This is a genomic window from Pseudonocardia sp. SID8383, assembly GCF_009864975.1.
GTDB lineage: Bacteria > Actinomycetota > Actinomycetes > Mycobacteriales > Pseudonocardiaceae > Pseudonocardia > Pseudonocardia alni.
The window spans coordinates 1-13,843 of sequence record NZ_WWFY01001181.1; the positions used below are offsets into that span (position 1 = coordinate 1).

Consider the following 13,843-nt stretch of genomic DNA (forward strand, 5'->3'; position numbering starts at 1 on the left):
CGAGTGCGGCGTCCGGCGTGTCGGCCGCGGGGGCGGCCTCCGCCCCGGCGGGCTCGGCCCCGTCGGTGGGGTCCGGGGAGGTGGCCCCGGCGGCGTCCGTGACCGGGCGCAGCGCCGCGACGACCTGCTCGGCCGTCGCACGGGTGATGCTGGACTGGGCGCTACGGACCTCCTGGCCCAGACCGACCAGGGTCGCCAGGACATCGCGGCTCGCCGTGCCCAGCAGCTTGGCCAGGGCATGGACCCGCATCTTCTCCGGCAGCTCGGAGAGCCCGCCGGTGCTACCGGCGGGCGCGTCGTTCACGGACATTCAGCTCCTTCGCCCCCGGGCGCCTCACGTCGGAGGCGGCCGCTCAGGGACCTTGCGCGTACGTTCCGCAGCTCGCGCGGGTTGCGCGGTACGGCACATCTGGTGTCGCTCCCCGGTCTTCGGGGATGGTGCTCGACGCCGGACCGGAGGCGGGAAGTGCCGTCCGTGTCAGGAACCGTCCGGCCGGGCCCGGGTCGCCGGGACCGCACCGAGCGGATCCACCAGGTCGCCCCCGTCGTCGAGCAGGCCCTGCGCCAACCGGGTGGCCGTCACCGGTACCGGCGGCGCCAGGTCTGCGACGACGGTGAGCGCGCCCAGTACGTCATCGGGTCGGACGGTCGGTGTCGTCAGCCGTACGACCGCCGTCAGTATCGCACAGTCGGTGACCGAACCCGGGGAACCCGCCGCCCCGGACGGGTCATGATCGGCCGGTGTGCCGTTCACCTGCGGTTCGACCGACAGAGTCACGACGGCGGCGCGCACGTCGATCTCCTTGCGCCCGGACGGGGTCACCCGGGTCACCACGACCGAGGTCTCGGCGAGGAACCGCTCGACCGCGGACCGCACCTCGGCGGGGTCGAGCCCGCGGATCTCGAGCCGCCAGCGGGCGGCGTCGATCCGGTCGGCCAGCGCGGGCGGCGTCGCGACCGCCGCCGCGACGATGTCGAGCCCGTCGGGCAGCGCCCGGTCCATGGCCTCCCGGACCAGCTCCGGGTCGACCTCGCGGGTCAGCCCCATCTCGACGTACTCGGCCTCGCTGGCCGCCCCGGTCGGGGCGGCACCGACCCAGGACAGCCGCGGGTGCGGGCTGAAGCCGTGCGAGTGCGAGACCGGGACACCGGCCCGGCGGACCGCGCGTTCGAAGCTGCGGGCCACGTCGCGGTGCGAGAGGAACCGCAGCCGGCCGCGCTTGGCGAAGCGCAGGCGGATCCGCTGCACCGTCGGGGGTGCCGGGTTCGCCGCAGCTCCTGCCTTCACGCGCGCCATGCGCCGGAGTCTAGGAGGGGCGTGCACACGGTCGGGCACACGGCCCGCGCGCATCCTCGGCGCGACCGGCGGACCGGAAGGAGCACCCACCATGTCCACCATCCCCGACCTCGGCACGCTCGGCGCGGCCCACCGCGCCGTGTGGGCCTCCGGCGACTACCCCGCGGTCGCCGCGGAGCTGATCCCCGGCCTCGGCGAGGTCGTCGTCGACACGGCGGCCGTCGGCCCGGGCGACCGGGTGCTCGACATCGCCGCGGGCACCGGCAACGCGGCCGTCCCGGCCGCGCTGCGTGGCGCGGACGTCGTCGCCGCGGACCTCACCCCGGAGCTGCTCGCCGTCGGCGCGCGGCTCGCCGCGGACCGCGGGGCCGCGCTCGAGTGGGTCGAGGCCGACGCCCAGGCGCTGCCCTTCCCCGACGCCGCGTTCGACGTCGTGCTGTCCTGCGTGGGGGTGATGTTCGCCCCGTTCCACGAGCGGGCGGCGGCCGAGCTGCTGCGCGTCTGCCGCCCCGGCGGCCGGATCGCGCTGCTCGCCTGGGCCCCGGGAGGGTTCGTCGGGGGGCTGCTCGCGACGCTGCGCCCGTTCGTGCCCGCCCCGCCGCCCGGGGCGTCTCCCCCGGTCCGCTGGGGCGACGAGGCGTACCTCCGCACGCTGCTCGGGGACGGTGTGCGGGACCTGCACACCTCGCTCGGGTCCGCCCGGTTCGCGGTCACCGACTCCCCCGCCGCGTTCCGCGACTGGTGGAAGCAGCGCTACGGGCCGATCGTCACCACGTATGCCCGCATCGCCGACGACCCGGAACGGACCGCGGAGCTGGACACCGCGTTCCTCGACCACCTGACCGCCACCCGGACCGGCGACCACTGGGAATCCGAATACCTGCTGGTCACGGCCGTTCGCCTCTGACAGGAGGGGCCGAACGGCCGGTTCCGGCGGCACGGCGGCGGTGTCATCCTCCCTCCCCGCGGACAGGGAGGTGCCGTGTGACCGTCGTCCGGCTGCTCGGCCCGCCCCGTGCGGGCGGTGTGGACCCGGTCCGGGGCCGCAAGCCGTGGGCGCTGCTGGCGCTCGTGCTGTGCAGCAGCGGCCCGGTCCCGCGCTGCCGCGCCGTGGGGCTCCTGTTCCCCGACGCCGGCGATCCGGGGGCGGCGCTGCGGTGGACGCTCAGCCGGGCGCGGCGGGCCACCGGGGGTGCCGTACGGCTCGGCGGGGATCCCCTGCGCGTCGAACCCGTCGCGGGGACCGTCGTGGACGTGTTCGACGTCCTGGCCGGGCGGCGGCCGCGGTTCTGGCCACTCGGCGAGGCGACGCTCCCGTTGCTGGAGGGCCGCGAGCCAGACGTGCCGGAGTTCGCCGCCTGGCTGCACGGCCGCCGGCGCGATCTCGCACGTTCCGGTCGGCTGCTCCAGCAGACCTACTGCTCCAGCACCAGCAGCGCGTCGCCGGCGGGCCGGAACCCGGCACGCCGGTAGAACGCGGCGCTCCCCGCGGTCGGGGCGAGCATCAGCCGCCGGTACCCGCGGGCCCTGGCGTGCGCGACGACCGCCGACAGCAGCACCCGCGGCACCCCCGCCTCGGTGAACGCGGCGAGGACGAAGGCGTTCCCGACCTGCCCGGTGCGCGTGCCACGGCCCCCGGGGCGGGGCATCTGCACGGTCTCCAGCACGTTGATCGACCCGACCGGTGTCCACCCGGCGCGGTCGCTGCCCGCCTCGGCCACCCAGAACGCCCGGCGCGGCTGCTCGACCCGCCACCAGGCGGCGAACGACTCGGCGAACGACGGGTCCTCGACCGGCCGCCCGGCGCGCTCCTCCAGCCAGAGGCGGCGCAGCCGGGCGAGCGCGGCGACGTCGCGTTCGTCGGCGACCCGGACCCGCAGGCGTCTGCCGCCGTACTCCCAGGAGGACCCGTCGGCGTCGGCGACGGCCGGGTCCGGGATCGAGGACAGTCCGTTCTCAGCCACCCGGGTGTGCGCCCCCGAGCGGCCCCGCGGCCGAGGCCGTCGGGTTGACCACGGTCAGCGGCAGCAGGGTGGTCCCGCTGGGGCCGACCTCGATGTCGGTACCCGTGGACGGGCAGACGCCGCAGTCGAAGCACGGCGTCCAGCGGCAGTCGTCCTGCTCGCGGCCGTCGAGCGCGTCCTGCCAGTCCTCCCAGAGCCAGTCGCGCTCCAGGCCGGAGTCGAGGTGGTCCCAGGGCAGGATCTCGTCGGCGTCGCGCTCGCGGGTGGTGAACCAGTCCAGCGACACCCCCTGCGGCTCCAGGGCCTCGGCGGCGGAGTCGACCCAGCGGCGGTAGGAGAAGTGCTCGGACCAGCCGTCGAACCGGCCGCCGTCGCGCCAGACCTTCTCGATGACGGCGCCGACCCGGCGGTCGCCACGGGCGAGCAGTCCCTCGATCAGCGAGGGCTCGCCGTCGTGGTAGCGCATGCCGATGTTGCGGCCGATCTTCCGGTCGGCGTTGACCGCCTCGCGCAGCTTGCGCAGCCGGGAGTCGACGACCTCGGGGTGGCACTGCGCGGCCCACTGGAACGGGGTGTGCGGCTTCGGGACGAACCCGCCGATGGAGATGGTGCAGCGGACGTCGTTGCGCCCCGACGCCCTCCGCCCGGCCTCGATCACCCGGTAGGCCATCCCGGCGATCTCCAGGACGTCCTCATCGGTCTCGGTGGGCAGCCCGCACATGAAGTACAGCTTGACCTGCCGCCAGCCCTGGGAGAACGCCTCGGCGCAGGTCCGGATGAGGTCGTCCTCGGAGACCATCTTGTTGATCACGCGGCGGATGCGCTCGGAGCCGCCCTCGGGGGCGAAGGTCAGCCCCGAGCGGCGGCCGTTGCGGGAGATCTCGTTGGCCAGGTCGATGTTGAACGCGTCGACCCGGGTGCTCGGCAGCGACAGCGAGGTGTTGGTGCCCTCGTAGCGGTCGGCGAGGCCCTTGGTGATCTCGGCGATCTCGGAGTGGTCGGCACTCGACAGCGACAGCAGGCCGACCTCGTCGAAACCGGAGGCGCGCACCGACGCGTCGACCATCTCGCCGACGCCCTGCAGCGACCGCTCCCGCACCGGGCGGGTGATCATCCCGGCCTGGCAGAACCGGCAGCCGCGGGTGCAGCCGCGGAAGATCTCGACGCTGGCCCGCTCGTGCACGGTCTCGGCCAGCGGGACCAGCGGCTTCTTCGGGTACGGCCAGTCGTCCAGCTCGATCGTGGTGCGCTTCTGCACGCTCGCGGGGACCCGCTCGTCGGCCGGGGTGACGGCGGCGATGTGACCGTCGTCGGCGTAGGTCACGTCGTAGAGGGACGGCACGTAGCAGCCGGGCGTCGACGACAGCCGCAGCAGCAGCTCCCGGCGCCCGCCCGGGCGTCCCTGCGCCTTCCAGTCCCGCACGACGTCGGTGATGTCGCCGACGACCTCCTCGCCGTCACCGAGCGCGGCGACGTCGACGAAGTCCGCGACCGGCTCCGGGTTGAACGCCGCGTGCCCACCGGCGACGACGACCGGGTGGCTCTCGTCGCGGTCCCGGGCGTGCAGCGGGATCCCCGCCAGGTCGAGCGTGGTGAGCAGGTTGGTGTAGCCGAGCTCGGTGGAGAAGGAGACGCCGAGGACGTCGAAGTCACCGACCGCGTGGTGGGCGTCGACGGTGAACGACGGCACCCCCGACTCGCGCATCAGGGCCTCGAGATCGGGCCAGACCGCGTAGCAGCGCTCGGCCAGTGCGTCGGCGCGCTCGTTGAGGACCTCGTACAGGATCTGGACGCCCTGGTTGGGCAGGCCGACCTCGTAGGCGTCCGGATAGAGCAGTGCCCAGCGGACGGCCGCGGAGTCCCACGGCTTGACCTGCGAGTTCCCCTCACCGCCGACGTACTGCACCGGCTTGGCGACGCGGGGCAGGATCGGCTCCAGGGCGGGGAATACGGAGGTGGGTGCCACGCTGCACCAGGGTAGCCACGTCCGTTCGGGACGAACCGGCGGGTCGCGTCCGGCCGAACGCGGGGTGTGGAACCCGAGCAGTACACCGACGTCGGCGCGGTCCGGCTGTGCCACCAGTCCTTCGGCGACCCGGCCGACCCGGTGGTGGTCCTGGTGATGGGCCTGGGTCTGTCCTTGGACTGGTGGCGCGACGACCTCTGCGCCGCCCTGGCCGGCCGCGGGTTCCGGGTGGTGCGGTTCGACAACCGCGACGTCGGCCGCTCGACGCACCTGTCCGGCCCCGGGATCTCGGCCTGGGGGTTCCTGACGCGCCGGGCCCGGCCGGTCTACACCCTGGCCGACATGGCCGACGACACCGGCGGACTGATCGCCCGGGTCGCGCCGTCCGGGGCGCACGTGGTCGGCGCCTCGCTGGGGGCCTCGGTCGCCCAGGAGACCGCGATCCGCCACCCCGGCCTGGTCCGGTCGCTGACCTCGGTGATGGGCCGCCCCGGCGACGGCACCGGGCGGACCGCACCGCGGATGATCCCGGAGTTCTTGCGCCCGCCGCCCGCGGACCCGGTCGAGGGCCTGGTCCGGTCGTTCCGCCGGATCGGCTCCCACGACCGGACCGCCGTGGACGACGAGGACGTCCGCGTCACGTTCCGGCGGGCGCAGGCCCGCGAGACCGGCGACGGCAGCGGGGCCGGCAGGCAGCTGGCGGCGATCGTCGCCGAGCGGGACCGCACCGCGGACCTGCGGGCGCTGACCTGCCCGGCGCTGGTACTGCACGGGTGCGCGGACCGGGTCATCCGCCCCGACGGGGGCCGTGCGACCGCCGCGGCCGTCCCGGGCGCCGAGCTGGTGGAGGTGCCGGGGATGGGCCACGACCTGCCGCGGTGGGTCTGGCCGGAGCTCGTCGAGGGGATCGTGCGGACCGCCTCCCGGGCGCACGCCCGCTGAGGCACGGGTCACGGCGGACCGGCGGGCCGGGCACCTACGCTGGCGCCGACCTGCTCCCCACGCGCGTCCCCGAACTCCCAGGAGACCCCCGTGCCCGTGACCGACGCCGAGCTGCACGCCCGGTTCCGCCCGCTGTTCGAGAAGATCGCCGCCGGCGCGGTGGAGCGCGAGCTGAGCCGCAGGCTGCCCGTCGACGAGATCGCCGCCCTGCGCGACGCCGGGTTCGGCGCTGTCCGGCTGCCGGTGGAGGCCGGCGGCGCGGGGGCGTCGCTGCGTCAGCTGTTCGCGTTGCTCGTCGAGCTGGGCGCGGCGGACTCGAACATCCCGCAGGCGCTGCGGACGCACCTGCTGTTCGCCGAGCTGTGGTCGGCCGGTGCCGCCGACGACCCGGTGCTGCGCGGTCGGCTGGAGCAGGTCGCGGCCGGCAGGCTCGTCGGCAACGCCATCTCCGAGCGCGGCGGCGTCGTGCGCAACTCCTCCACCACGGTGCTGCGCCGCGACGGGGACAGGCTGCTGCTCGAGGGCGAGAAGTTCTACTGCACCGGCACTCTCTACGCCGACCTCGTCGACGTCGTCGCGCTCGACGAGGACGGCAGCCGGGTGAGCGTGCTGGTGGAGACCTCCGCGCCCGGTGTCGAGCGGGTCGACGACTGGCGCGGGTTCGGGCAGAAGCTGACCGCCAGCGGCACGACCCGGTTCACCGCGGTCGAGGTCGACCCGGCCCAGGTGCGGCCCGCGCCGACCGATGCCCACCAGCCGGTCCGGCAGGGGTTCCTGCAGCTGGTGCAGCTGGCGGCGCTGGCCGGGATCGCCCGCCGCGCCGCCGACGACGCCGCCGCCTACGTCCGCGACCGGCGCCGCAACTGGCCCTACGGCAACGCCGACCTGCCCAGGGACGACCCGCTGGTACAGCAGGTCGTCGGGAAGGTCGACGCGGCCGCGTTCACCGTCGCCGCCGTCGTCGACGCCGCGGCCGCCTCGCTGGAGCGGGCGTTGTCCGAGCCCGGCCACGGCCCGGCCGCCGAGCTCGACGTGTACCGGGCCCAGTCGACGGTGCCGCAGCTGGTGCTGGACGCGACCTCGGAGCTGTTCGAGGTCGGCGGCGCGTCCACCGTCGACGTCGACCGGGCGCTGGACCGGCACTGGCGCAACGCGCGCACCCTCGCCGTGCACAACCCGATCGTCTACAAGCAGCAGGTGGTCGGGGCCTTCGCGCTGAACGGGACGGTGCCGGTGCTGTCGCTGTCCCCGGGCGTCGCGGGCTGAGCGGGGCTCACCGGCCGGCGCGGGCGGTGAGGGCGGCGCGCGTGGCGTCGTCGGCGGGCAGGAAGGTCTCCAGCGCCAGCTCGGCGAGGGTGACGTCGTGCGGTGCGCCGAAGGTCGAGACCACCGAGTGGAACCTCAGCGTGCCGTCGTCGGTGTCGAGGACCAGCGGCAGCAGCACGTCCGAGCCCGGCGACGGCAGCGCGGTCCCCTCGGGTGCGGGGTAGTCCCGGCACTCGGCGAGCAGCGCGACGAGCCGCCGGTCCGCGGTCATCCGCACCTGCCGTTCGAGCCGGTGCAGCAGGTGCCCCCGCCACTGGGCGAGGTTGCGGATGCGCGGCGCGAGCCCGGCGGGGTGCAGGCAGACCCGGTGCACGTTCGGCGGCGGCCCGAGCACGGCCGGGTCGAGGCCGCTCAGCAGCGCCGAGGCCGGGGCGTTGGCGAGCCGGACGTCGCCCCACCGGTCCACGACGAGGGCCGGGTACGGGTCGTGCGCGGCGACGAGCCGCGCCAGCGCCTCCCGCACGGGTCCGAGGTCCGGGTCGTCGAGCGACCGTTCGGTGTAGGCGGGGGCGTAGCCGGCGGCCAGGAGCAGCGCGTTCCGCTCCCGCAGCGGGATCTCCAGTGCGTCGGCGAGCGCGCCCAGCAGCTCCCTGCTCGCGCCCGATCGGCCGGTCTCGACGAAGCTGAGGTGCCGCGCCGAGACCCCCGCCGCGAGCGCCAGGTCGAGCTGGCTGCGCCGGCGGCGGCCCCGCCAGAACCGCAGCATCTCCCCCGGTCCCGCGGTGCGGGCCGGACGGACGTCGGTGTGGCTCACCGGGCCGACGCTAGCCGGGCCCGGGCGTCGCGACGACTACCTGCGGGGTAGGCGGATCCGGTTACCCCGCAGGTCATCGCGCCGCGGCGGCGGTGGCAGCAGGCTCGATGAGGTCCGAACCGCACCACCCAGGAGGTAGGGATGACCGACTTCACCGCCCTCGCCGAGCGCTACGTCGCGGCGTTCGACGAGGCCGACCCGACGGCGCGGAAGGCCCGCGTCGCCGAGCTGTTCACCACCGACGTCCGCTACACCGACCCGCTCGCCGACGTCACCGGGCACGACGGCGTCGCCGGGTTCCTGGGCGCGGCCCGGGAGAAGCTGGCCGGGTTCGAGTTCCGGCTGCACGGCGAGGTCGACGCGCACCACGACCGGGCGCGGTTCCGCTGGCAGGCGGCGCCGCCGGAGGTCTTCGCGGCGGGCGCCGAGCCTCCGGTGGTCGGGTTCGACGTCATCGTGACCGACGGCGACGGCCGGATCGCGCAGGTGCACGGCTTCCTCGACGTCGTCCCCGCCCTGTAGCGGGCCGGGCCGGTCAGTGGACGACCGGCCCCGACGACGGGCCGTGCGCCCAGGACGGCGGCGGGCCGGGTTCGGCCCGCCGCCGCGGGACGATGAACGCGGCCACGGCCAGAAGCCCGGCCAGGAGCATCCCGTACTGCAGGCTCAGCAGGTAGCCGAGCCCCCGGCCCAGCGCGAACGGGGCCTGCGGGTCGATCAGCGTCCACGCCGAGCCGGCCAGGAGCAGTACGGCCCCGGTCAGCGGTGCACCCGGGGACAGGCGGGCGGCGAGCACCACCGCGCCCAGGAGCAGCCCGCCGACGAGCAGCAGGCCCGAGCCGGCGGGGACCCGGTCGAGGTCCATCCGCATCATCGACTCGTAGGCGATGCCCATCCCCGCACCGGCGACGAGCAGCGCCACCGCCGTCCCGACGAGCCCGACCAGGATCCCCACCAGGTGCCGCACGACCGCCCCCTCCGCCGATCCGGACGGATCGGAAGCTATCAGCGCTTCCCGTTCGGCAGGGCCAGTCGGTTGATCATGCCCAGGACCTGCATGTACTGCTTCCACAGCGGCCCGGTCGTGTACTCCAGCCCGTACTCCCGGCACAGCTCCCGCACCTCGGGGGCGATCTCGGCGTAGCGGTTGCTGGGCAGGTCCGGGAACAGGTGGTGCTCGATCTGGAAGGACAGCTGGCCGGTCATCAGGTGGAAGTACCGGCCGCCGTCGAGGTTGGCCGAGCCCAGCAGCTGGCGGACGTACCACTCGCCGCGGCTCTCGTCCTCCAGCTGCTCCTCGGTGAACTGGACCGCTCCGGTCGGGAAGTGGCCGCAGAAGATGACCGCGTGCGTCCAGACGTTGCGCACCAGGTTCGCGGTGAGGTTGCCCGCGAGCACCGGCAGGAAGAACGGCCCGGCCAGCGCGGGGAACGCGACGTAGTCCTTGAGGATCTGGCGACCGGTCTTGCGGCCGATCGACTTGATCTGCTGCCACACCCGGCTCAGCGGCTTCTGCCCCGCCACGACCTTCTCGACCTCGAGGTCGTGCAGCGCGACGCCGTACTCGAAGAACAGGCTGAGCAGGAAGTTGTACAGCGGGTTGCCCAGGTAGTACGGCGTCCACCGCTGCTCCTCGGACAGCCGCAGGATCCCGTAGCCCACGTCGCGGTCCTTGCCGACGACGTTGGTGTAGGTGTGGTGCATGTAGTTGTGCGAGTGCTTCCACTCCGCCGAGGACGAGACGTTGTCCCACTCCCAGGTCGACGAGTGGATCTTCGGGTCGCGCATCCAGTCCCACTGGCCGTGCATGACGTTGTGCCCGATCTCCATGTTCTCGAGGATCTTGGCGATCGAGAGCATGGCGGTCCCGGCGATCCAGGCCGGGGGGAGGACGCCGGCGAACAGCAGCGCGCGGCCGCCGATCTCCAGCGCCCGCTGCTTGCGGATGACGCCACGGATGTACTCGGCGTCCGAGGCGCCGCGCTCGGCGAGGACCCGGTCACGGATCGCGTCGAGGCGACGGCCGAGCTCCTCGATCTGCTCGGCGGTCAGGTCGGTGGTCGCGGCCACGTCCTCGCGGCGCGACGACGGCACGAGTTCCAGCACCGGGCGCTGCGGGTGCTGCTCGCGGCCGGTCTCCTCCGGGCCGGGCTCGGCGTGCGTGGGGTTCTCCAGGACGGCGGTCATGAGGACCTCCTTCGGTCGGAGCGGGTGGATCAGGGAAGGTCGATGCGGGCGGGCCCGCACGCGGAGTTGATGCAGGTCTGGACCAGGTCGCCGGGCTCGCCGTGCGCCTCGCCGGTGCGCAGGTCGCGCACCCGGCCCTCGCGTAGCGGCAGCACGCAGCCGAAGCAGATGCCCATCCGGCAGCCGCTGGGCATGAGCTTCCCGGCGGCCTCCCCCGCCTCGAGAAGGCTCTGGCCGGACTCGACGACGACGTCGTCGCCGCCGAGGTCGACGGTGCCGCCGGTGCCCTCGGTGGCGCGGGCCGGCGGGGTGAAGCGCTCGGCGGTGACGCCGTCCCAGGCACCCTCCAGGGCGTCGAGCAGGCCGTCGGGGCCGCAGGCGTACACGGCCCGGTCGGCCCTGTCCGCGACGGCGGCGTCGAGGGTCGTGGGGTCGAGCCGCCCGGAGACGGCGCTGTGGCGCAGCACGACCCGCAGCGACGGGTGCCGCGCGGCGAGGCCGGCCAGCTCGGCGCGGAAGATCGTGTCCTCCGACGTGCGGGCGCCGTGCACGAGCACGACGTCGGGCATCGTCCCGGCGCGGTCGAGCGTGCGCAGCATGCCCATCACCGGGGTGATGCCGCTGCCCGCGGTGACGAACAGCAGCTTCTCCGGGAGCGGGTCGGGCAGGACGAAACCGCCCGCCGCCTGGTCGAGCTCGACGATCGTGCCGATCGGCAGGTCGCGGACCAGGGTCGGCGACACGGCGCCGCCGTCGACCTCCTGCACGGTCACGGTGAGGTGCTCGGCGTCCTCGGGCGAGGTCAGCGAGTAGCTCCGGGTGAGCCGGACGCCGTCGACCTCGACGCCGATGCCGACGTACTGGCCGGCGCGGTGCCCGGCCCAGGCGCGCCCGGGCTCGATGGTCACCGAGACCGCACGGCCGGTCTCGCGGCGACGGGCGACGACCCGGCCGCGCAGCGACGTGGTCGACCAGAGCGGGTCGACCAGTGTCAGGAAGTCCTCGGGCAGCAGCGGGGTCGTGAGGGCGCTCGCGGCGGCCAGCAGGCCCCGGCGGCGCGAGGTCGTGCCAGGAGCGGATCGGAACATGACATCAACAGTGCACTGCTCGATGTCACATAGCAACCGGGGTCGCCTGGATCCTGTGTCACATGCTCGCCTGTTATTCTCCGTGTCATGGTCGAGGACCCGGAGTCGGCGGACTGGCGCACCATCGACGAGCTGGCGCGGTCCAGCGGTGTCACGGTGCGCAACATCCGCGCCTACCAGTCCCGGGGGCTGCTGCCCCCGCCGCAGGTCAAGGCCCGGACGGGCTACTACGGCCCCGGTCACGCGGCACGTCTGGAGCTGATCCAGGACCTGCAGGACGAGGGCGTCAAGCTCGACACGATCAAGAAGCTGCTCGACACCACCGGTGGCTCCACCGAGCAGGTCGTGCAGTTCATCCGGACCGTCCGCGCGCTGTTCGCGCCCGAGGACCGGCAGATCGTGCACCTCGCCGAGCTCGCCGAACGGTACGAGAGCACCGACGTCGGCGTCGCCAAGCGCGGGGTCAAGATGGGCCTGCTGCGCGAGCTGGGCGACGACACCTACGAGGAGATCAGCCCGCGGCTGATGAACGCCGCGGCCGAGCTGACCGGTCTCGGCATCCCGATCACCCGCTCGCTCGACGTCGTCGAGCAGCTGCGCAAGCACGCCGACGCCGTCGCCCGGCTCTACGTCGATCTGTTCCTCGGCGAGATCTGGCAGCCCTTCGACGCCGAGGGCCGTCCCGACGACCAGTGGCCGCGTGTCTACGAGACGATCGAGCGGATGCGCCGCATCTCCGGCGAGGTCATGATCGCCGTGCTGGAGCTGGCCGTGGCCGAGCGGGTCGACGTCACCTTCGGCCGCGACATCGTGCGCAACGTGAAGACCACGAGCGCGGGTCCCACGGTCGCACCCGACGCCGCGGAGCCGTCCACGGACGGGGCGGAGCCGTCCTGACCACCGGCGCCGGTCAGCGCCCGCGCAGCGCGCGGGAGACCACGGCCCGGGTGTCGGCGGGGTCGATGACGTCGTCGATCTCGAACACCGTCGCCACGCCGAGCGCCTTGCCCCGCTCGTAGTACCCGGCGACGAGCTCGTCGTAGCGGGCCCGCCGCGCGGTCTCGTCGGTGATCGCGGCCAGTTCGTCGCGGAAGCCGAGGCGGACCGCACCCTCCAGGCCCATCCCGCCGAACTCGCCGGTCGGCCAGGCCACGGTGAGCACCGGCGCGTGCAGGTCGCCGCCGGCCATCGCCATCGCGCCGAGGCCGTAGCCCTTGCGCAGCACGACCGTCACCAGCGGCACCGTCAGCCGTGCGCCGGCGACGAACATCGCCCCGAACCGGCGGACGGTCGCGGTGCGCTCGGTGTCCGGGCCGACCATGAACCCCGGGGTGTCGCACAGCGACACGACCGGCAGCCCGCGGGCCTGGCACAGCGCCAGGAACGCGGCGGCCTTGTCCGCCGCGTCGCCGTCGATCGCGCCACCGAGGTGCTCGGGGTCGTTGGCGATCACGCCGACGGCGCGGCCGTCGAGCCGGGCCAGTGCGGTGACCAGCCCCGCGCCGAACCCGCCGCGCAGCTCGACGACGGAGCCGGTGTCGCACAGGGTGTCGACGACGCGGCGGACGTCGTAGGCGCGCAGCCGGTTCTCCGGCACCAGGTGGCGCAGCAGCCGCTGGTCGGCGTGCCCGCCGGCCACCGGGTCCCCGGCGACGTGGCGCAGGTACCGGCGGGCCGCGGCGGCCGCGGCCCGGTCGTCGGGCACGAGCAGGTCGACCACGCCGTTCGCCCACTGCACCGGCATCGGGCCGACGTCACCGGGGGCGACGACGCCGAGCCCGCCGCCCTCGATCATCGCCGGGCCGCCCATGCCCAGGCTGCTGCCCTCGGTCGCGACGATCAGCTCGCAGGCCCCGGCCAGGGCCGCGTTGCCGGCGAAGCAGTAGCCGGCGACGACCGCGACGGTCGGGACCCGGTCACGCAGGCGGGCGAACAGCCGGAAGGTCGGCACGTCGAGCTGGGTGACGGCGGAGGTGTCGGTGTCCCCCGGCCGCCCGCCGCCGCCCTCGGCGAACACGACGACCGGCAGCCGGTCGCGCTCGGCGAGCTCGAGGAGCCGGTCGGTCTTGCGGTGGTTGAGCACGCCCTGGGTGCCGGCGAGCACGGTGTAGTCGTAGGCCAGCACGGCGACCGGGCGTCCGCCGACGGTCCCGGTGCCGGTGACGATCCCGTCGGCGGGGGTGCGGGCGACGAGCTCGGCGGTGCTGCGCCGGGCCCGCTGCGCCGCCAGGGTCAGCGCGCCGTACTCGACGAGGCTGTCGGGGTCGAGCAGGTCGGCGACGTTCTCCCGGGCGGTGCGCCGCCCCGCCGACCGCCGGC

15 protein-coding genes are annotated in these 13,843 nt (G+C 74.6%); 6 read left to right on the plus strand and 9 right to left on the minus strand.

Features of this window, described 5'->3' with window-relative positions; genetic code table 11:
• Together GTW08_RS28805 and GTW08_RS28810 are read right to left on the minus strand one after the other, a co-directional pair.
• On the minus strand, positions 1–310 hold a 310-nt coding region (locus GTW08_RS28805; protein ID WP_202417842.1), incomplete at its 3' end, for a translation initiation factor IF-2 N-terminal domain-containing protein.
• Between the two features lie 168 nt (positions 311–478).
• Complete coding sequence (locus GTW08_RS28810; RefSeq protein WP_073578060.1) at positions 479–1,297, minus strand: TIGR03936 family radical SAM-associated protein; 819 nt, start codon at positions 1,295–1,297, stop codon at positions 479–481.
• Positions 1,298–1,388: 91 nt separating this feature from the next.
• Here GTW08_RS28810 and GTW08_RS28815 point away from each other — a divergent pair, with 91 nt between their 5' ends.
• Together GTW08_RS28815 and GTW08_RS28820 are read left to right on the plus strand one after the other, a co-directional pair.
• A complete protein-coding gene (locus tag GTW08_RS28815; protein ID WP_073578061.1) occupies positions 1,389–2,204 on the plus strand; it encodes a class I SAM-dependent methyltransferase in 816 nt (271 codons plus the stop codon).
• Between the two features lie 77 nt (positions 2,205–2,281).
• Positions 2,282–2,770: a hypothetical protein gene (locus GTW08_RS28820; RefSeq protein WP_073578062.1), complete on the plus strand. Its 489-nt coding sequence runs from the start codon at positions 2,282–2,284 to the stop codon at positions 2,768–2,770.
• On the opposite strand, the gene GTW08_RS28825 is transcribed toward GTW08_RS28820, so the two are convergent.
• Together GTW08_RS28825 and GTW08_RS28830 are read right to left on the minus strand one after the other, a co-directional pair.
• The gene (locus GTW08_RS28825) at positions 2,713–3,261 is read right to left on the minus strand and encodes a GNAT family N-acetyltransferase (protein WP_073578063.1); all 549 of its coding nucleotides are present in this window, start codon (positions 3,259–3,261) and stop codon (positions 2,713–2,715) included. The two genes, GTW08_RS28820 and GTW08_RS28825, sit on opposite strands and share 58 nt — an antisense overlap.
• On the minus strand, positions 3,254–5,227 hold the full coding sequence (locus GTW08_RS28830) for a TIGR03960 family B12-binding radical SAM protein (protein WP_073578064.1): 1,974 nt from the start codon (positions 5,225–5,227) through the stop codon (positions 3,254–3,256). The genes GTW08_RS28825 and GTW08_RS28830 overlap by 8 nt, the downstream gene beginning before the upstream one ends.
• A 66-nt stretch (positions 5,228–5,293) precedes the next feature.
• Here GTW08_RS28830 and GTW08_RS28835 point away from each other — a divergent pair, with 66 nt between their 5' ends.
• Together GTW08_RS28835 and GTW08_RS28840 are read left to right on the plus strand one after the other, a co-directional pair.
• Positions 5,294–6,169: an alpha/beta fold hydrolase gene (locus GTW08_RS28835; protein WP_073578065.1), complete on the plus strand. Its 876-nt coding sequence runs from the start codon at positions 5,294–5,296 to the stop codon at positions 6,167–6,169.
• Positions 6,170–6,259: 90 nt separating this feature from the next.
• On the plus strand, positions 6,260–7,435 hold the full coding sequence (locus GTW08_RS28840; RefSeq protein WP_253068031.1) for an acyl-CoA dehydrogenase family protein: 1,176 nt from the start codon (positions 6,260–6,262) through the stop codon (positions 7,433–7,435).
• Positions 7,436–7,442: 7 nt separating this feature from the next.
• Here GTW08_RS28840 and GTW08_RS28845 read toward each other — a convergent pair whose 3' ends face one another.
• Positions 7,443–8,249, minus strand: coding sequence for a helix-turn-helix domain-containing protein (locus GTW08_RS28845; protein WP_346009988.1), 807 nt, complete (start codon positions 8,247–8,249; stop codon positions 7,443–7,445).
• Positions 8,250–8,390: 141 nt separating this feature from the next.
• On the opposite strand from GTW08_RS28845, the gene GTW08_RS28850 reads away from it, so the two are divergent.
• A complete protein-coding gene (locus GTW08_RS28850; protein WP_073578067.1) occupies positions 8,391–8,771 on the plus strand; it encodes a nuclear transport factor 2 family protein in 381 nt (126 codons plus the stop codon).
• 13 nt (positions 8,772–8,784) lie between these two features.
• Here the strand turns inward: GTW08_RS28850 and GTW08_RS28855 are convergent, their stop codons facing one another.
• From GTW08_RS28855 to GTW08_RS28865, 3 genes are read right to left on the minus strand one after another with little or no spacing between them, the layout of a single operon-like run.
• A complete protein-coding gene (locus tag GTW08_RS28855) occupies positions 8,785–9,216 on the minus strand; it encodes a hypothetical protein (RefSeq protein ID WP_161152786.1) in 432 nt (143 codons plus the stop codon).
• A gap of 38 nt (positions 9,217–9,254) precedes the next feature.
• Complete coding sequence (locus GTW08_RS28860; RefSeq protein ID WP_161152787.1) at positions 9,255–10,436, minus strand: fatty acid desaturase family protein; 1,182 nt, start codon at positions 10,434–10,436, stop codon at positions 9,255–9,257.
• 29 nt (positions 10,437–10,465) lie between these two features.
• A complete protein-coding gene (locus GTW08_RS28865) occupies positions 10,466–11,524 on the minus strand; it encodes a ferredoxin reductase (RefSeq protein ID WP_100880069.1) in 1,059 nt (352 codons plus the stop codon).
• 87 nt (positions 11,525–11,611) lie between these two features.
• Between GTW08_RS28865 and GTW08_RS28870 the strand changes: the two genes are divergently transcribed.
• Complete coding sequence (locus tag GTW08_RS28870) at positions 11,612–12,421, plus strand: MerR family transcriptional regulator (RefSeq protein ID WP_073578070.1); 810 nt, start codon at positions 11,612–11,614, stop codon at positions 12,419–12,421.
• A 13-nt stretch (positions 12,422–12,434) separates the two neighbouring features.
• On the opposite strand, the gene GTW08_RS28875 is transcribed toward GTW08_RS28870, so the two are convergent.
• The coding region (locus GTW08_RS28875) for an acyl-CoA carboxylase subunit beta (protein ID WP_161152788.1) at positions 12,435–13,843 on the minus strand (1,409 nt) is incomplete at its 5' end.

Excerpts from the sequence above, each read along its gene's own strand:
- GTW08_RS28810 (WP_073578060.1), bottom strand. The coding sequence starts at position 1,297 with ATGGCGCGCGTGAAGGCAGGAGCTGCGGCGAACCCGGCACCCCCGACG.
- GTW08_RS28815 (WP_073578061.1), top strand. The coding sequence starts at position 1,389 with ATGTCCACCATCCCCGACCTCGGCACGCTCGGCGCGGCCCACCGCGCC.
- GTW08_RS28850 (WP_073578067.1), top strand. The coding sequence starts at position 8,391 with ATGACCGACTTCACCGCCCTCGCCGAGCGCTACGTCGCGGCGTTCGAC.
- GTW08_RS28860 (WP_161152787.1), bottom strand. The coding sequence starts at position 10,436 with ATGACCGCCGTCCTGGAGAACCCCACGCACGCCGAGCCCGGCCCGGAG.
- GTW08_RS28865 (WP_100880069.1), bottom strand. The coding sequence starts at position 11,524 with ATGTTCCGATCCGCTCCTGGCACGACCTCGCGCCGCCGGGGCCTGCTG.
- GTW08_RS28870 (WP_073578070.1), top strand. The coding sequence starts at position 11,612 with ATGGTCGAGGACCCGGAGTCGGCGGACTGGCGCACCATCGACGAGCTG.